Consider the following 17,323-nt stretch of genomic DNA (forward strand, 5'->3'; position numbering starts at 1 on the left):
TCATGGCAGATGCCCTCAAAATCGGCATTGCGGGCTTGGGCACCGTCGGTGCCTCGCTCGTCCGCATCATCCAGAGCCGCGCTAACGAGCTTGCCGTTACCTGCGGTCGTCCCGTCAAGATCGTCGCCGTCACTGCGCGCGATCGCATGCGGGATCGGGGCATCGATCTAACGGGCATCGAGTGGTATGGCGGTCCGGTCGATCTGGCGCAGAAGGCCGATATCGACGTTTTCGTCGAGCTGATCGGCGGCTCCGAGGGCGCGGCCAACGCCGCCGTGCGTGCGGCACTCGCACGCGGCCTGCACGTCGTCACTGCCAACAAGGCGCTGCTTGCCTATCACGGTGTGGAACTCGCGCAGATCGCCGAAGAGAAGGGCGTTCTGCTCAACTTCGAAGCGGCTGTTGCCGGTGGTATTCCGGTCATCAAGGCGCTGCGCGAATCCCTGACCGGCAACACGATCTCGCGCATCTACGGCATCATGAACGGCACCTGCAACTACATCCTGACCCGGATGGAGAAGGAAGGCCTGTCCTTTGCCGATTGCCTGAAGGAAGCCCAGCGCCTCGGCTATGCCGAAGCCGATCCGGCCTTCGACATCGAAGGCAACGATACGGCCCACAAGCTTGCCATCCTGACGACGCTCGCCTTCGGCAACCGCATCGCTGCCGATGACATCTATCTCGAAGGGATCACCAACGTCTCCATCGAGGATATCCGCGCCGCTGCCGATCTCGGCTATCGCATCAAGCTGCTCGGCGTCGCCCAGCGCACGGAGAGCGGCATCGAGCAGCGCGTGCATCCGACCATGGTGCCGCTCGATTCGGTTATCGCTCAGGTCGACGGCGTCACCAACGCGGTGGCGATCGAATCCGATATTCTCGGCGAATTGCTGATGGTCGGCCCGGGCGCCGGCGGCAATGCAACGGCTTCCTCCGTGCTCGGCGATATCGCCGATATCGCCAAGAGCCGACCGGGCGAGCAGCGTGTGCCGGTATTCGGTCATCCAGCCAAGGCGCTCGAGCCTTACCGCAAGGCACAGATGCAGAGCCACGAAGGCGGCTATTTCATCCGCCTGACGGTTCTCGACCGCACGGGCGTCTTTGCCAGCGTCGCCACCCGCATGGCGGAGAATCACATATCGCTCGAATCGATCGTGCAGCGCTCGAAGCAACATCTGTCGCCTTCCGACCATCAGACCATCATTCTCGTCACCCATGCGACGACGGAGGATTCGGTGCGCAAGGCCGTTGCCTCCATCCGGAACGAAGGCTATCTCGTCGGCGAACCGCAGGTCATTCGCATCGAGCGGCCGAAGGAATAGGCTTGATGATGGCGGCACGCCACTAGAGGGCGCGGCCACCTGCCAATTTTGGGAGAGATGGTGGAACAACCGGTCGATCCAGTTCAGCGAGCCTTTCTGGGCGTCGAGCGTTCGGTTTCCGGCAATCGCTGGGTGTCCCGGCTCGACCAGGCCGGTCTGAACAGGGCGCTCGCCATCGCCCAGGTGCACGGCCTGCCGGAGTTGATCTCCCGCGTCCTGGCAGGGCGAGGGGTTGGCATCGACGAGGCCATGGCCTTTCTCGATCCGACGATCCGCACCCTCATGCCGGATCCCTATTTGATGACCGATTGCGAGAAGGCGGCGCAGCGCCTTCTGAGCGCGATCAAGACGGGCGAGACCGTCGCGATCTTCGGCGACTATGATGTCGATGGCGCCGCCTCTTCGGCATTGCTCTATCGCTTCCTGACGCATTTCGGCGTCCCGGCAAGCATTTATATCCCCGATCGCATCTTCGAAGGCTACGGCCCCAATCCCAACGCCATCAATCAGCTCGTCGACAATGGCGCAAAGCTGATCGTGACCGTCGATTGCGGCTCCACCAGCTTCGAAGCTCTGGAGGCGGCGAGGGCGCGCAATATCGATGTCGTCGTCATCGATCACCATCAGGTCGCGCACGAATTGCCGCCGTGTCACGCGCTGGTCAATCCGAATCGCGAGGACGATCTGTCCGGGCAGGGGCATCTTTGCGCTGCCGGTGTGGTTTTCCTCGTTCTGGTCGCGGCATTGAAGCAGCTACGCGAAGCGGGCGATCAGCGGGTGCGCTCGGTCGATCTGCTGGCATGGCTCGATATCGTCGCACTCGCGACCGTCTGCGATGTCGTGCCGCTGAAGGGCCTAAACCGCGCTTACGTCGTCAAGGGCCTGATCGCCGCCCGCCATCAGGGCAATCCCGGCCTTGCCGCGCTGTTCCGCAAAGCGGGGCTCGGCGGCCCTGTGACGCCTTATCATTTCGGCTTCCTGATCGGCCCGCGCATCAATGCTGGCGGCCGTATCGGCGATGCTGCGCTTGGAGCACGCCTGCTGACCTTGGATGAGACGGGTGAGGCCGAGACGATCGCCGCGAAGCTCGATGAGCTCAATCGCGACCGCCAACTTATGGAAGCTGCCATGCTGCAGGAGGCGGAGGCCGAGGCGCTTGCCGAATACGGCAATGGCGACGGCGCCTCGGTCATTATCACGGCACGCGAAAACTGGCACCCGGGTATCGTCGGTCTGATCGCCTCACGGCTGAAGGACAAGTTTCGCCGCCCGGCTTTTGCCGTCGCCTTCGATTCCTCAGGCAAGGGCACCGGCTCCGGCCGTTCGATCAACGGTTTCGATATGGGGCGTATGGTCCGCGCTGCCGTCGATGCCGGCCTGCTGGTCAAGGGCGGTGGCCATGCGATGGCGGCGGGCTTGACGGTGGAGCGAAGCAACCTCGGCAAGCTGCGCGCCTTCTTCACCGAAAAGGCTGAAAAGCAGGTGGCTGGCCTTGTGGCGAACGAAACCCTGAAGATCGACGGTGCGATCGGCGCAAGCGGTGCGACGGTGGAGCTGATAGACCGCCTTGAAACCGCCGGCCCCTACGGCTCCGGTCATCCCCAGCCAATTTTCGCTCTGCCGAGCCACAGGCTGCGCGATTCCCGTCTTGTCGGCCAGTCGCATATCAAGATCACTATGGAGGCGCAGGATGGCGGTAGGGTCGACGGCATCGCCTTTCGCGCCGCAGAGACGCCTCTGGGCGAGTTGCTGATGTCCTCCCGCGGCGCGCAGATCCATGTTGCCGGCACGCTCGGTGCTGACCACTGGCAGGGAAGCCGCCGCGTACAGCTCCGGGTCATGGACGCGGCAAAAGCCGTTTAAGAGCCGAACCAGGCTTTCCTAATTTCGGACGCAAAATTATCAATTTAAGAGAAGAACAGTGGCACGCCCTAGGGGAGTCGAACCCCTCTTTACAGAATGAAAATCTGTCGTCCTAACCGATAGACGAAGGGCGCGTGCTGTGGCGCCCTTATAGTCAGCACCTTCCGATCCCGCAAGCGGAAAATCGAGAAAAATCCCAGAAAAATCCATGACTAGACGAAGATTTTTCGAGGCGATTGTGGATAAGTTTGAGCCATCGCGTTTTGGCACGCCCTAGGGGAGTCGAACCCCTCTTTACAGAATGAGAATCTGTCGTCCTAACCGATAGACGAAGGGCGCATGCTGCACAGGCTAGATAGGAACGAGCTGCTGCGTCTGCAAGCGGTAGCTTATGAATTCATAAAGGGGGGAATAAGAACAACAGTGGCACGCCCTAGGGGAGTCGAACCCCTCTTTACAGAATGAAAATCTGTCGTCCTAACCGATAGACGAAGGGCGCGTGCAGCTGTTGTGTGGCGCGCTTATAGCGGGGTGATTTCAATCCTGCAAGCGGCAATTTTGCTTTTTTGTGGAAAAAATGACAGCTGGATGAAATTGCCGCCGGCACTGAATAAGTGAGACTTAACAGGGTGTTGCCGGCGACATCGAAGATTCCTTGGAAACGCGGGCTCTTTACTGGCCGTTTGTACCTTGTATCGGCTGCACCAGCAGCTTGCCGTTCTGGGGCTGGTTTTTCGCCGCGATGAACTGTGCCAGCGCAGCGGCCTGCTTGCTGTTCAATTCGCGGACATTCGGGTTCGGAGCGGCCATAGCGCCCGGCGATGTTATTTGTGCAATCGGCTGCGGAGAATTGGCCACGGGGGCGGTGGCATTGCGGATGACGGGCGGCGGAAGCACATCGGCCGAGGTGAGGCCGTTCGGCGCAGGTGCCGCACCAAGCGGCTGCTGTGTGGCGAGCTGCTGCATACCGGGCGGCGTGCTGTAGACGCTGCGCATTATCGGCGTGATGGCCTGTGCGCCATCGGGCTGGTTCTTGGCGAGTGTCCCGTCCGGATTGACGGCGATGGGTGGCGGCGCTGAGAAGATGCTGCTTCTGTTCGCGTTCACACCGGTCGGCTGCGTGACCAGGCCGCCTATATTGGCCTGTCCCTCCACCGGCTGCGCCATCGGGGCGGGATAGAGCGCTTGGTTCTGCTGGGCGATGATCTGCTGGCGCGTGCCGTTGACGCTATGCACCATCGGATCGCGATAGGTGCCGTCAGCCTTGCGCCGGCGGGCATCTGCCTTGCTGTTCATGTCGGCGGCGAGTTGCTCGGCCGCCGTCGGCTGCGCGGTGGGCGCGGCTTGCGCAGTTTCCGTGGACTGTTTGCCAGCGGTCGCGCAGCTCGCCAGCATCACAAATGAGGCGAAGACGGCAATAGTGCTTGCTAGCTTCTTCTTGCCGTATAAAATCTGTTGATCGCACATGGGACGTTCCCCGCAAAAAGGTTTGCATCGGAACGGCCTCTTGCGAGGGACGGCGATATCGCACGCGCTGACTGGGAACGATGACCGCGCGATATCCGATGCATGATGCTTCGAGTCGTCCAAGCATGCCGGAGGATGGGCATGGGCGGCAAGCGCGAAACGGATGGCTCCGCGCGTGCCGTAAGCCTCGCGAAAGCTTGCCTTTACCAGGCGCCGGTATTGGCCATGGAGGCCCAGGGTTCGGCGGAGGGAAGATTGGCACCCTTCTGCAGGATCTCGATGGAAATGCCGTCTGGAGAGCGCACGAAAGCCATGTGACCATCGCGCGGCGGACGGTTGATCGTGATGCCGTTGTCCATGAGCTTCTGGCAGGTCGCATAGATATCGTCGACCTCATAGGCGAGGTGGCCGAAGTTGCGTCCGCCGGTATATTCCTCCGGATCCCAGTTGTAGGTCAGTTCCAGGCTGGGGGCGCCGCTGTTACGGGACAAATCGGCGTCTTCGCTGGCTGCAAGGAATACAAGCGTGTAACGACCCTTCTCGTTTTCGTAGCGGCGGGTTTCGACAAGCCCGAACAGTGTGCCATAGAAATGCAACGAGGCGTCGAGATCCGTGACGCGAACCATGGTGTGGAGATAACGCATTCTATTTCCTCTCTTAATATTGAACCGGCCGGATTTTCGTTCGAAGCACCAGCTTCGCGCAAGTCTTGGAGCAATAATCTTAGGGTGGGAATAAACGAAAACTAGGACTTGCGCTTTTCCGTTACCAAGATGTTAATCTTGATATCAGGGAATCAGTTAACCGTAACAGTGTGACGCGTAATCGAGGGCTGGCTAGGATGGGTGACAGAATTTCATCGAAGGGAGTTATGGACTTCGAGGAGATCTCGGGTGATACCGTCGAGCTCATCGAAATCTCCGGCGTCGTCAAGTGGTTCGATGTCGCAAAGGGCTTCGGCTTCATCGTGCCTGATAACGGCATGCAGGACGTGTTGCTGCATGTGACGTGCCTGCGCCGCGATGGTTATCAGACGATTCTCGAAGGAACCCGTATCGTCGCGCTCATCCAGCGCAGGGAACGTGGTTATCAGGCTTTCAAGATCCTCTCCATGGATCAATCGACTGCCGTGCATCCCTCGCAGATGCCGCCGGTGCGCACTCATGTACAGGTCACCGCGACCAGCGGTCTGGAGCGCGCGCTCGTGAAGTGGTTCAACCGCACAAAGGGCTTCGGCTTCCTGACGCGCGGCGAGGGTACGGAGGATATCTTCGTGCACATGGAAACGCTGCGTCGCTTTGGCCTTGCCGAGCTGCGGCCGGGGCAGGTGGTGCTCGTCCGCTTTGGGCCGGGCGAAAAGGGCCTGATGGCGGCTGAAATCCATCCGGATGCACCAAGCCCGGCTACGCGGCCGCACTGATATGAAAAGAGACCGGTTTCGCGGACTTATGAAAAGCGCCATTTTGGCGCTTTTTCTCGTTGGGGCGGTCGCTCCATTCTCCTTTGCCGCGCAGACGGCAGCGCAGCAGTCGATGGCCTTTGATTCGGAGCCGCTTTCGATCGCATCGCCCAAGGGCCGGGCTCATAAATTCACCGTGGAGCTGGCATTGACGCCGCCGCAGCTGGAATTCGGCCTGATGTATCGCGACAAGATGCCGGCCGACCACGGCATGCTGTTCGATTTCGGCACGTCGCGGCCGGTGATGATGTGGATGAAGAACACCAAGCTGTCGCTCGACATGCTGTTTCTGGACCAAAAGGGCGTCGTCACCCATATCCAGGAAAACGCGGTGCCCTTTTCGGAGACGATCATCAGCTCCGGCGGCCCGGTCGCCTATGTCATCGAGCTGAACGGCGGAGTGGTCAAGAAACTCGGCCTTGCGGTGGGCGACAAGGTGACGAGTGCGACCATTTCGGCAAAGCTCAACAAGTAGATTTTCATCGGGGAAGATCTGCCTAGCGTGATTTTACCTGTTGCAGCGAGCAGGTGAACCGTGTATCTCCCCACTCGTTCCGCAGGACTGGCGTTCGGCGGCGCAGAACTTAAGTCATGATGCCGTTTGCTTAAATGCGATGTTCCGGTGATCATGCTTCGGTACGGAGTGTAGCGCAGTCTGGTAGCGCATCTGGTTTGGGACCAGAGGGTCGGGAGTTCGAATCTCTCCACTCCGACCACTTTAAAATCCCTTTTTATATCGATGATTTCGCGCGGATAGTCGTTTCCTTTTTGCTTGAAAGCAGAGGGATTCGCAGCTAATCAGAGGTCATATTTGCTCGACCCATATGGGCCGCAGCAAGACAAGTGAAGCACAAGGCGGGTCGTTCCGCTTTATTCGGAGGCGCAGCAGCGATGCCTGCCAAGATTTATCGTCCCGCGAAGACCGCCATGCAATCCGGCAAGGCCAAGACCCATCTCTGGGTTCTGGAATTCGACCAGGAGATCCCGCGCAAGATCGATCCGATCATGGGCTATACGTCTTCTGCCGATACGCGCCAGCAGCTGAAGCTGACGTTTGATACGCAGGAGCAGGCGGAAGCCTATGCCCAGCGCAATGGCATCGAGTATCGCATTATCGCTCCGAAGGATGCCATCCGCCAGACGGTTTCCTACTCCGACAATTTCCGCTTTACGCGCATCCAGCCCTGGACTCACTGAGGCGGGAACTTATTGAACCCCGCCCATTGAGTTGGACGGCGGTTTCAGGCATGTGTTGGCCGCCGCAAGCAAGGTGCGGCAGGCTTCACGGCCCCTTAGCTCAGCTGGATAGAGCACTTGCCTTCTAAGCATGTGGTCGCAGGTTCGAATCCTGCAGGGGTCGCCATTTCTCCAATGATTTGTTCTTAAGGTGGGTGAGCGCAGCATATATAGCGTGCTCGAATTTTGCTCGCGACGGACTCGAACTCAATTCACCGCTGTCGGCCAGCCGCCGACGTCTGCAGGTCTGGTAGCATCGACCGCCATCTGAATGAGATCATAGCCGAACATTGCCCCAGCCAGTTTGATGACGATGATGGCCGCGCTCAAAAGTGCAAGCCCGCCGATGATCCTGTCGCTTTTCTTCACAGTCCGCTTTCCCTAACGCCTTGTGAATGCCCCATATTTTGTGATTGCCAGGCAGTATATCGCGTTTCGCGCGAAGCGCCATAAGGCTCGCTCACGCCGCCAGTCGTCCCGCGGCAACAAGCAGAAGGCAACCGGCTATGCCTTCGGTCCATCGGCGGCGGTGATCGCTGATTGTCGCGCGCGCGCCGAGTGCCGCAAGGGTGAGGCTGAGAATAGCATAGAATGCCCCGCACAGCCCGATGAATACGGCCGAGAGCAGGGACGCCTGGAACGCTACGCTTCCATGGTGAGCGATGAACTGCGGCAGGATGGCGAAGTAGATCATCATGCCCTTCGGGTTGAGAACGGCCGTCAGGAAGCCGCGCCGAAGCCCGTCTGCCGCTGTTGCCGCCACCGGCGCGAGCTTACCTGTTTTCATCGAGGAACTGATGAGGCGGGATGCCAGGTAGACTAGATAGGCGATCCCGAGCCAGTGCAGAAGCGTGAACAGGGTGGGAGAGGCCGCAATGACAGCTGCGACTCCGAGGGCTGCAAGCGTGGAATGGATGACATAGCCGATGCAGATGCCGGCCGTCGATCGCAGCCCGGCGCCGGCACCTCCGGACATTGTCTGCGACGCCACGAACAGCATGTCCGGCCCCGGCGTGCAGATCAGGGGCAGGACTGTGGCGGCGAAGAGAAGGAGATTGGCGTTTTCCATGACTGGAAGCTTAGATCTTTGCGAACGCAATCGGCTTGCGCAGATGCCAGATTTTGCCGAATAATTGGCATTCGAACTCACCCTAACGTGTTCTGTTGGTAGAGGATGCCAATGAAACTGGACGAGATAGACAGGCGTATTCTCCGTGCGCTGCAACGCGATGGACGAATTCAGAATGTGGAACTGGCAAGGGAAGTCGGTTTGTCGCCATCGCCTTGCCTGCGGCGCGTGAAGCTGCTCGAGGATGCCGGCATCATCGATCGCTATGTGGCGGTGTTGAACCCCGTCAAAGCCGGCCTGCCGCTTTCGCTGTTCGCCCGCGTCTGGCTGACCGCCCAGGATGCCGAAACCATCGATCGCTTCATGGCGGCGATGAGGAAACTGCCTGAGGTGATGGAGTGCTACATCATGCTGGGAGAAAGCGATGCGCTGCTCCGCGTCGCCGTATCCGATCTCGACGACTACAGGCAGTTCCAATCCACCCATCTGACGAAGATCAACGGCATCCAGAACGTCAAGACGGATGTGCCGAGCCAGGTCGTCAAGCAGACTTACGCACTGCCTTTGCGCTAAGGCTGTCGAGCGTCGACAAGCCATAAAAAACCCGCCGGCTGCGATGCGGCGGCGGGTCTTTCTCGTTCGATCCTGGCCGGATCAGTGCAGGATCTGGCTGAGGAAGAGCTTGGTGCGCTCATGCTGCGGATTGTCGAAGAATTCCTTCGGCGAATTCTGCTCGACGATCTGGCCCTGGTCCATGAAGATGACGCGGTTGGCGACCTGGCGGGCAAAGCCCATTTCGTGGGTCACGCACAGCATGGTCATGCCTTCCTCGGCAAGGCCCACCATGGTGTCGAGCACTTCCTTGATCATTTCCGGGTCGAGCGCGGAGGTCGGCTCGTCGAACAGCATGATCTTCGGGTTCATGCAGAGCGAGCGGGCGATCGCCACGCGCTGCTGCTGACCGCCGGAGAGCTGGCCGGGATATTTCTTCGCCTGCTCCGGGATCTTGACGCGCTTGAGGAAGTGCATGGCGATTTCTTCCGCCTGCTTCTTCGGCATCTTGCGCACCCAGATCGGCGCCAGCGTGCAGTTTTCCAGAATGGTCAGGTGAGGGAAGAGATTGAAGTGCTGGAACACCATGCCGACTTCACGGCGCACTTCGTCGATCTTCTTCAGATCGTTGGTGAGCTCGACGCCATCAACGATGATCTGGCCCTTCTGATGCTCTTCCAGGCGGTTAATGCAGCGGATCATCGTCGATTTTCCCGAGCCGGACGGGCCGGCAATGACGATGCGCTCGCCGCGCATGACCTTCAGATTGATATCTCGCAGTACATGGAAATCACCGTACCACTTGTTCATGTTGATCATGTCCACCGCGACTTCCGTCTCGGAGATGGTCAGTTTTTTGGGTTGGGCTTCAGCCATATTTTCATTCCCTCAATTTTATCGCTTGTGGCCGGTGTCGAGATGGCGCTCCACGAAACCTGAATAGCGCGACATTCCAAAACAGAACAGCCAAAAAATGAAGCCGGCGAAGACAAGGCCAGTGATTGGCGTAACGGCGCTTGCCCAATTTGCGTCGGAGAAATTCTGACGGACGATGCCGAGCAGGTCGAACATGCCGATGATGGCAACGAGCGACGTGTCCTTGAACATGCCGATATAGGTGTTGACGATGCCAGGAATGACCAGCTTGATCGCCTGCGGCAAAATGATCAGACGCATCTTTTGCCAGTAGCCGAGACCAAGCGAGTCGGCTCCCTCGAATTGACCCTTCGGTATTGCCTGCAGGCCACCGCGAATGACTTCGGCCATGTAGGCCGAGGTGAAGATCGAAACGCCGACCACGGCGCGCAGCAGCTTATCCACCGTCCAGCCCTGCGGCATGAAGAGCGGCAGCATGTAGCTTGCCATGAACAGCACCGTGATCAAAGGCACGCCGCGGATGATCTCGATGAAGACCACGCACAGCATGCGAAGAACCGGCAGTTTCGACCGGCGTCCCAGCGCAAGCAGGATGCCGAACGGAAAGGAGACCGCGATTGCGACGAAGGAAATCACCAGCGTCACCAGTAGGCCACCCCATCTCTCCGTCTCCACGATATCGAGACCGATGCCGCCACGAAGCAGGAAGAACGAGATAACCGGCAACGCGAAGAATGCGAGGATCGCATTCAATCCTTTCTTTGGAACTGACGGTATCAGCAGCGGTGTGAAGCTGACGACCATCAGAATCGCGACGAGTACCGGCCGCCAGCGCTCCTCCGGCGGATAGAGGCCGAACATGAAGACGACGAATTTCGAGCGAATGAAGGCCCAGCAGGCAGCATTCCAGCCGTCCGGCTGCGTCCCACCTTGAACCGTGGTCGCACAGAATGTGCGGTCGGTTCCACTCCAGACGGCATGTATGAACAGCCAGTTGACGAGATGCGGGATTGCCCAAGCTAGGAACGCGGCGGCGAGGACCGTCAGAAAGACATCCTTTGACGTGGCAAAGAGGTTCTTCTTGGCCCAATGCCACACGCCTTTTTCGCTGGCCGGCGCGGGTTGTGCCGACAAAAGCGCTTTGCTGACGAAGCTTTGATCTACGCTGGACATCTTATCTCTCCACCAGAGCCATCTTGGCGTTGAACCAGTTCATGAACAGCGACGTTATGATGCTCAAGGCGAGATAGATGACCATCCATATAATGACGACTTCGACTGCTCGGCCGGACTGGTTGAGGATCACGCCGCCGACGGCGACGAGATCGGCGTAACCGATGGCGATGGCGAGCGAGGAATTCTTGATCAGATTGAGATACTGGCTCGTCAGCGGCGGGATGATGATGCGCATTGCCTGTGGGATAACGATAAGCCGGTTGATGGCCGACGCCCTAAGTCCGAGCGCGCCGGCCGCCTCCGACTGACCTTTTGCCACGCCACGGATGCCGGCGCGCACGATCTCGGCAATATAAGTTGCCGTATAAAGGGAAAGAGCCAGGAGAAGCGCGATGAACTCCGGACCCACGACCGCCCCGCCGGTCAGGTTGAACTTGCCGGCGATCGGATAGTCGAAGGACAGCGGCATACCCGTTGCCAGGAAGACCAGCAGCGGCAGGCCGACCAAGATAGCGATCGACACCCAGATCGTGTGGAATTGCTGGCCGGTCGCCGCCTGGCGCTTATGCGCCCATCGTGCCACCAAAAATACCGCAGCGATGGCAACCAGCAAAGCAATACCGACAACCCACATGCCTTCGCCGAAGATCGGTTTCGGGAAGGCGAGGCCGCGATTGCTGAGAAAGCTGGAGAATGGCAGATGCACCGCATCGCGCGCCTGCGGCAGCAATACCAGAACACCGCTGTACCAGAAGAAGATAACCAGCAGCGGCGGTATGTTGCGGAAGATTTCGACATAGGTCTGCGAAAGCTTCGCTATCAGCCAGTTGCCGGAAAGCCTGCCTATGCCGATGATGAAACCGACGATCGTCGCGACAACGATGCCCACGACCGATATGAGGAGCGTGTTGAGAAGGCCGACGATCAGGGCATCGATATTGGTGGAATCGCTGGAATAGGGGATGAGAGCCTGTCCCAGATTGAAGCCCGCACGACCTTCGAGAAAGCCAAAGCCGAAGGAGCGGTTCAAGTCGCGGAGATTGCGCGCCGTATTGTAGAAGATGACCGCGCCGACGCTTACAAGAACGATGATAGTGACGGCCTGGTAAAAAACACCCCGGACTTTTGGGTTGTTCAGCGCAGATGCGGATGCGCTCCCGCCCTCAGGCGAATTCGTTGTGATTGCCATACAGAGTTTTTCCCCAATGTGCCTGTTTCAGGCTTGTTTTCTTGAGGGGAGAAAGGCGGCTTGCCGCCTTTCTCCAAAAGTTCGCCGTTTTCCGGCTTAGCGCACCGGAGGCGCGTACTGGATGCCGCCCTTGTTCCAAAGGGCGTTGAGGCCGCGGGCGATCTTCAGCGGGCTGCCTGCGCCGATATTGCGGTCGAAGACTTCGCCGTAGTTACCGACACCTTTGATGACGTTGTAGGCCCAGTTATTGGTCAGGCCGAGGTCAGTGCCGATGGTGGAACCCTGCTCGGCGCCGAGGAAGCGCTTGATATCCGGATTTGGCGAGCTCTTCATCTCATCGACGTTCTTCTGCGTGATGCCGAATTCCTCGGCATTGATCATCGCATAGGCCGTCCAGCTGACGATGTTGAACCATTGGTCGTCGCCCTGGCGGACGGCCGGGCCGAGCGGCTCCTTGGAGATGATCTCAGGCAGAACGACGTTGTCGTCCGGGTTCTTCAGCGTCAGGCGCAGAGAGTAGAGGCCGGACTGGTCGGTGGTGTAGACGTCGCAACGGCCGGAATCGTACGCGGCGTTGACTTCCTCGAGCTTGTCGAAGACCACCGGATTGTACTGGAGATTGTTGGTCTTGAAATAGTCGGCGAGGTTGAGTTCGGTCGTCGTGCCGGACTGCACGCAGACGGCTGCGCCGGAAAGTTCGAGCGCCGATTTGACGTTCAGTTCCTTGCGAACCATGAAGCCCTGGCCGTCATAATAGGTGACCGGACGGAACTTGAGGCCGAGCGCGGTGTCGCGATTGATCGTCCAAGTGGTGTTACGGGAAAGCACATCGATTTCGCCGGACTGCAATGCAGTAAAGCGGTCCTTGGCGCTCAGAGGGGTGTATTTCACTTTGGTCGGATCGCCGAATACGGCGGAGGCTACGGCGCGGCAAAAGTCGATGTCGAAACCGGCCCAGTTGCCGGAGGCGTCCGGCTGCGCAAAGCCGAGAAGGCCTGTATTGACGCCGCACTGTACGAAGCCCTTGGCCTTTATATCGCTGAGCGTCGAGGCGGAAGCGCCGGACGTGGTGTAAGCCAATGCTGCGACTCCGAGAATTGCGGAGAGAGCAAACTTTTTCATCTTTCCCAACCTTCTTCTATTGTTTTATGGTTAAAGTGTATCGCCTCTGAAGCTGGTTCATCGGGAACCATGTTTCCTCACTCTCTTGAGGCGAGTGGTCCTATCACAGTCTCAAATGGATTTGTGGTCAAGAGATTGCCTCCATTATTGCCGATTTATTCCGAGATTTCGCCTTGTTAGGTCGGGAATCGGGCGTTTGGCGCCAAAATGAGCACTGTTTTGCCAAAAAACTGCACGGAAATGGGGTTTTAGGCGCCGTTTTCAGTAGTTTAGTCCTATAATAATATGATGCGATCGATAGGATCGGGGTTGACCCAACTGGACTTGCTCGCCACAAATCCAATTTCCTACAGCGCCAAAGGCATATCCGGATATGAATGACAAAGACACCTTCCTGCAGAACGCCGGCATCAACACGCGTTTATCCCACATCGGCAATTCGCCATTCGATTTCCACGGCTTCGTCAATCCGCCTGTAGTCCATGCCTCGACGGTGCTGTTTCCCAATGCCCGCGTGATGGAGACGCACGATCAGAAATACACCTACGGGACGCGGGGCACACCGACGACCGATGCGCTGTGCGAAGCGATGGATGCGCTCGAGGGATCGGCTGGAACGATCATCGTTCCCTCCGGCCTTGCAGCAGTCACCGTGCCGTTTCTTGCCTACCTGTCCGCGGGCGATCACGCCCTGATCGTTGATTCGGTTTATGGTCCCACGCGCTTCTTCTGCGATACCATGCTGAAGCGGCTCGGCATCGAGGTCGATTATTACGACCCGTTGATCGGGGCCGGCATCGAGCAATTGATCAAGCCGAACACCAGGCTGGTCCATACCGAGGCGCCCGGTTCCAACACCTTCGAAATGCAGGATATTCCGGCAATCTCGGCAGCAGCTCACCGCCATGGCTGTGTCGTCACCATGGACAATACCTGGGCGACGCCGCTCTATTTCAAACCGCTCGATCATGGTGTCGACGTCTCGATCCACGCGGTGACGAAATATCCGGCCGGTCATTCGGATATTCTGATGGGGACCGTTTCCGCCAATGAGGCCCACTGGAAGCGGTTGCTGGACGCCCATGGCCAGCTCGGCATCTGCGGCGCACCGGACGACGCCTACCAGGTGCTGCGCGGCTTGCGCACCATGGGTGTACGCCTGGAGCGGCATCAGGAGAGCGCGCTTGCGATTGCCCAGTGGCTCGAGAGCAGGGAAGACGTTGCTCGCGTGCTGCATCCAGCATTGCCGAGCTTCCCAGGCCACGAGCTGTGGAAGCGCGATTTCAAGGGGGCAAGCGGCATTTTCTCCTTCGTACTGGCAGTCGACAGTCCCGAGAAATTCAAGGCCAAGGCGCATGCATTCCTTGATGCGCTGCGGATTTTCGGCCTCGGTTATTCCTGGGGCGGCTTCGAAAGCCTCGCGGTACATGTCAACCTCAATGACCGTCGCGTCACGAAGGCCCCGAAAGAAGGGCCGGTTATCCGCCTGCAGATCGGTCTCGAAGATGTCGCCGACATCAAAGCGGATATCGAAAAGGGCTTTGCTGCAGCCAAGGAAGCTTGATCAGCCGTCGGCGCGATAGCCGTAGATCCAGTCCATGTCCGTCGCAAGGCTTTGCGGCGGGCGAAGCGAGAGGACGAGATCGCGCGCGATGCGGATGGGACCGCGGGCGTGATAGGCAAATTGATTGAAAGCGGCGCGCTGTTTTAGGCGGGCTATACGCGGAACCCGGCGTTTTTCGTAAAGTTCGAAGGCTTCGGCCGGCGGATGCTTTGCCAGCATGCCCGCCAGCTCGAATGCGTCTTCGATCGCCATGGCTGCGCCCTGGGCGGCAAACGGCATCATCGCATGCGCGGCGTCACCGATCAGGACCGTATCGCTGCCATTGTGCCAACGGCCAGTGCCCATGGCATAAAGCGGCCAGAGGCTTGTCTCACTCTGCTCTTCCAGCATGTGCCGAATCGCATTGTTCCAGCCGGAGAAGCCCTGCAGCATATTGTCCCGTTGAGCCGTGTTGCCGGTCGCGTTCCAATCGTGATCGGTATTGCTGCCGGACACGATGGCGACGATGTTGAAGGCGGCATTTTCCCGGATCGGATAGCAGACGAGATGGCTGGCCGGACCAAGAAATGCGGTGACGCTGGTCCTGTTCATGATTGCCGGCGCCGCGGACTCCGCAATCGTGAAACGCCATGCGATGTTACCGGAAAAGGCGGGCGAGGGCGCGCCGGGCACCAGCATGCGCGCCTTGGACCAGACGCCGTCGGCACCGATGATAAGATCCAGATCCCGGCCGGCCATCGCGGCCAGCGCCTGCCGATCCTTAACCTCAATACGCTGGCCGAGACGCAGCGTGCAAAGCGCATTGGCGGTCACGGCATCGAGGAGCACTTTTTGCAACGTTGCCCGATGTACGGCCCCGTAAGGCGCTCCCCATCGCTGTATGGCAAAATTCCCACATGGAACGGAGGTGATGGGCCGCAGCGACGTACCGGAGACCAGCCGGATTTCCTCCGGTTCGAGCCAGACCGACCGAAGTGCGTCGAGCACGCCGAGCGTGTCGAGGATACGGGAGGCATTCGGGGAAATCTGCAAGCCGGCGCCGACTTCGGTCAGCGCTTCGGCCTGTTCGAAAATTTCGCAGCGGATGCCATGTCTCGCCAGCGCCAGCGCCGTCGTCAATCCGGCTATTCCGGCGCCAATGATCGCGGCTGTCTTGATCGGCATTCTTTTCTGTCCGATCGGACTTTACGGCGTCACGCCGCCTTGAAGTGGAAAACGCAGCCGGCAGGGTTGGTCTGATCCGCCTTCAGTGACGGATTGTAGCGGTAGAGCGTCGAGCAATAGGAGCAGACCTTCTCGGTCTCGTCGCCGAGATCGATGAAGATATGCGGATGATCGTAGGGAACCGACGCGCCGGTGCACATGAATTCCTTCACGCCGATTTCGATGGCACGGTGTCCGCCGTCGTTCTGGAAATGGGGAATATTGTGACCGGCCATGATGATCTCCAAATGCGTCTTGCCTTGAGCGGCATGAATTGCGCCAGACTTGATAGCCCCTCTTTATCGTCCTTCGCATCGATTGTGTAGTGCGAAAGTCCGGCTCGCTGCAGAGATTTTCGCAGATGCGGGGTTCACCTGATATCGCCGATAAAATATGGTCCGGCGCCAGGAAGACCCCTGTTTGCAAAGATAGTTCCATGAATTTGAATGCCCCTTCGATGTCCCATTTCGTTAGAGACGGATTGAAGCTCGCCTTTTTCGATGAGGGCGATCCGAACGGCCCGCCGGTGCTGCTGATTCACGGCTTCGCCTCGACGGCGATAGCCAACTGGGTCCATCCGGGTTGGCTCAAGACGCTCGGCGATGCGGGCTATCGTGTGATCGCCATCGACAATCGTGGCCACGGTACGAGCGACAAGCTCTATGACGCGGATGTCTACCATCCCTGGATCATGGCGGAAGACGCGGTTGCCTTGCTCGATCACCTGGGTATCCCGGAGGCGCATGTCATGGGCTATTCCATGGGCGCGCGCGTTTCGACCTTCATGGCGATGGCGCATCCCGATCGCATTCACTCGCTGGTGCTCGGCGGGCTCGGCATTGGCATGGTCGAGGGCGTCGGCGACTGGGATCCGATTGCGGATGCGCTGGTCGCACCGTCGCTCGATGACGTCACGCATGCCCGCGGGCGCATGTTCCGCGCCTTTGCCGAGCAGACGAAAAGCGATCGGCAGGCTCTGGCAGCCTGTATCCAGGGCTCGCGCGATCTGGCGACGAGAGAGGATGTGGCGAGGATCGAAGCGCCGACCTTGATCGCCGTCGGCACCAAGGACGACATCGCCGGTTCGGCGCGGGAGCTTGCCGACCTGATGCCGCATGCCGAAGCCGTCGACATACCGAACCGCGATCATATGCTCGCCGTCGGTGACAAGGTGTTCAAAGCGGCGGTTCTTGAGTTCTACAACCGGCTCGACAAGCGCTAGGCT

18 protein-coding genes and 5 tRNA genes are annotated in these 17,323 nt (G+C 59.1%); 10 read left to right on the top strand and 13 right to left on the bottom strand.

Going from position 1 to position 17,323, the window contains the following annotated elements; all coding sequences use genetic code 11:
• The first annotated feature begins 2 nt into the window (after positions 1 to 2).
• Both RHSP_RS15200 and recJ read left to right on the top strand, forming a co-directional pair.
• Positions 3 to 1,322: a homoserine dehydrogenase gene (locus RHSP_RS15200; RefSeq protein WP_037152165.1), complete on the top strand. Its 1,320-nt coding sequence runs from the start codon at positions 3 to 5 to the stop codon at positions 1,320 to 1,322.
• A gap of 57 nt (positions 1,323 to 1,379) precedes the next feature.
• Positions 1,380 to 3,185, top strand: a complete 1,806-nt coding sequence (gene recJ, locus RHSP_RS15205) for a single-stranded-DNA-specific exonuclease RecJ (RefSeq protein ID WP_004118659.1) — start codon at positions 1,380 to 1,382, stop codon at positions 3,183 to 3,185.
• 59 nt (positions 3,186 to 3,244) lie between these two features.
• Here the strand turns inward: recJ and RHSP_RS15210 are convergent.
• The 5 genes from RHSP_RS15210 to RHSP_RS15230 form a co-directional block, all read right to left on the bottom strand.
• Positions 3,245 to 3,319 (bottom strand) — tRNA-Glu (locus RHSP_RS15210).
• Positions 3,320 to 3,449: 130 nt separating this feature from the next.
• Positions 3,450 to 3,524 (bottom strand) — tRNA-Glu (locus RHSP_RS15215).
• Positions 3,525 to 3,609: 85 nt separating this feature from the next.
• Positions 3,610 to 3,684, bottom strand: a tRNA-Glu gene (locus RHSP_RS15220).
• Positions 3,685 to 3,857: 173 nt separating this feature from the next.
• A complete protein-coding gene (locus RHSP_RS15225; RefSeq protein WP_037152169.1) occupies positions 3,858 to 4,652 on the bottom strand; it encodes a hypothetical protein in 795 nt (264 codons plus the stop codon).
• A 203-nt stretch (positions 4,653 to 4,855) separates the two neighbouring features.
• A complete protein-coding gene (locus tag RHSP_RS15230; protein WP_004118663.1) occupies positions 4,856 to 5,296 on the bottom strand; it encodes a VOC family protein in 441 nt (146 codons plus the stop codon).
• A 197-nt stretch (positions 5,297 to 5,493) separates the two neighbouring features.
• Here RHSP_RS15230 and RHSP_RS15235 point away from each other — a divergent pair, with 197 nt between their 5' ends.
• The 5 genes from RHSP_RS15235 (at position 5,494) to RHSP_RS15255 (ending at position 7,474) form a co-directional block, all read left to right on the top strand.
• Positions 5,494 to 6,072, top strand: coding sequence for a cold-shock protein (locus RHSP_RS15235; protein WP_037152172.1), 579 nt, complete (start codon positions 5,494 to 5,496; stop codon positions 6,070 to 6,072).
• Positions 6,073 to 6,100: 28 nt separating this feature from the next.
• On the top strand, positions 6,101 to 6,586 hold the full coding sequence (locus RHSP_RS15240) for a DUF192 domain-containing protein (protein WP_004118674.1): 486 nt from the start codon (positions 6,101 to 6,103) through the stop codon (positions 6,584 to 6,586).
• 164 nt (positions 6,587 to 6,750) lie between these two features.
• Positions 6,751 to 6,827: transfer RNA gene (locus RHSP_RS15245), tRNA-Pro, on the top strand.
• A 175-nt stretch (positions 6,828 to 7,002) separates the two neighbouring features.
• On the top strand, positions 7,003 to 7,308 hold the full coding sequence (locus tag RHSP_RS15250; RefSeq protein WP_004118675.1) for an ETC complex I subunit: 306 nt from the start codon (positions 7,003 to 7,005) through the stop codon (positions 7,306 to 7,308).
• A gap of 89 nt (positions 7,309 to 7,397) precedes the next feature.
• Positions 7,398 to 7,474: transfer RNA gene (locus RHSP_RS15255), tRNA-Arg, on the top strand.
• 80 nt (positions 7,475 to 7,554) lie between these two features.
• Here RHSP_RS15255 and RHSP_RS35130 read toward each other — a convergent pair.
• Both RHSP_RS35130 and RHSP_RS15260 read right to left on the bottom strand, forming a co-directional pair.
• The gene (locus tag RHSP_RS35130) at positions 7,555 to 7,716 is read right to left on the bottom strand and encodes a hypothetical protein (protein ID WP_167332653.1); all 162 of its coding nucleotides are present in this window, start codon (positions 7,714 to 7,716) and stop codon (positions 7,555 to 7,557) included.
• Positions 7,717 to 7,807: 91 nt separating this feature from the next.
• Complete coding sequence (locus RHSP_RS15260) at positions 7,808 to 8,416, bottom strand: LysE family translocator (RefSeq protein WP_037152177.1); 609 nt, start codon at positions 8,414 to 8,416, stop codon at positions 7,808 to 7,810.
• Between the two features lie 105 nt (positions 8,417 to 8,521).
• Here RHSP_RS15260 and RHSP_RS15265 point away from each other — a divergent pair, with 105 nt between their 5' ends.
• The gene (locus tag RHSP_RS15265) at positions 8,522 to 8,989 is read left to right on the top strand and encodes an Lrp/AsnC family transcriptional regulator (RefSeq protein WP_200863264.1); all 468 of its coding nucleotides are present in this window, start codon (positions 8,522 to 8,524) and stop codon (positions 8,987 to 8,989) included.
• 81 nt (positions 8,990 to 9,070) lie between these two features.
• Here RHSP_RS15265 and RHSP_RS15270 read toward each other — a convergent pair whose 3' ends face one another.
• The 4 genes from RHSP_RS15270 to RHSP_RS15285 all read right to left on the bottom strand — a co-directional run bounded on the left by RHSP_RS15270 (position 9,071) and on the right by RHSP_RS15285 (position 13,331).
• Positions 9,071 to 9,844 carry an amino acid ABC transporter ATP-binding protein gene (locus RHSP_RS15270; protein WP_004118690.1) on the bottom strand — a complete coding sequence of 258 codons (774 nt, stop codon included), beginning with the start codon at positions 9,842 to 9,844 and terminating at the stop codon, positions 9,071 to 9,073.
• Between the two features lie 18 nt (positions 9,845 to 9,862).
• Entirely contained in the window at positions 9,863 to 11,017 is a 1,155-nt protein-coding gene (locus RHSP_RS15275) for an amino acid ABC transporter permease (RefSeq protein ID WP_004118693.1), read from the bottom strand.
• Between the two features lies 1 nt (position 11,018).
• Positions 11,019 to 12,209, bottom strand: coding sequence for an amino acid ABC transporter permease (locus tag RHSP_RS15280; RefSeq protein WP_004118697.1), 1,191 nt, complete (start codon positions 12,207 to 12,209; stop codon positions 11,019 to 11,021).
• 96 nt (positions 12,210 to 12,305) lie between these two features.
• Complete coding sequence (locus RHSP_RS15285) at positions 12,306 to 13,331, bottom strand: amino acid ABC transporter substrate-binding protein (protein ID WP_037152180.1); 1,026 nt, start codon at positions 13,329 to 13,331, stop codon at positions 12,306 to 12,308.
• 373 nt (positions 13,332 to 13,704) lie between these two features.
• Between RHSP_RS15285 and RHSP_RS15290 the strand changes: the two genes are divergently transcribed.
• A complete protein-coding gene (locus RHSP_RS15290; protein WP_004118701.1) occupies positions 13,705 to 14,895 on the top strand; it encodes a cystathionine beta-lyase in 1,191 nt (396 codons plus the stop codon).
• Here RHSP_RS15290 and RHSP_RS15295 read toward each other — a convergent pair whose 3' ends face one another.
• The gene (locus RHSP_RS15295) at positions 14,896 to 16,059 is read right to left on the bottom strand and encodes an FAD-dependent monooxygenase (RefSeq protein ID WP_037152183.1); all 1,164 of its coding nucleotides are present in this window, start codon (positions 16,057 to 16,059) and stop codon (positions 14,896 to 14,898) included.
• A gap of 29 nt (positions 16,060 to 16,088) precedes the next feature.
• Positions 16,089 to 16,334, bottom strand: a complete 246-nt coding sequence (locus RHSP_RS15300; protein ID WP_037152186.1) for a zinc-finger domain-containing protein — start codon at positions 16,332 to 16,334, stop codon at positions 16,089 to 16,091.
• A 200-nt stretch (positions 16,335 to 16,534) separates the two neighbouring features.
• Here RHSP_RS15300 and RHSP_RS15305 point away from each other — a divergent pair, with 200 nt between their 5' ends.
• Positions 16,535 to 17,320, top strand: coding sequence for an alpha/beta fold hydrolase (locus tag RHSP_RS15305; protein ID WP_004118726.1), 786 nt, complete (start codon positions 16,535 to 16,537; stop codon positions 17,318 to 17,320).
• The last annotated feature ends 3 nt before the right edge of the window (positions 17,321 to 17,323 follow it).

It is taken from the genome of Rhizobium freirei PRF 81 (genome assembly GCF_000359745.1).
GTDB lineage: Bacteria > Pseudomonadota > Alphaproteobacteria > Rhizobiales > Rhizobiaceae > Rhizobium > Rhizobium freirei.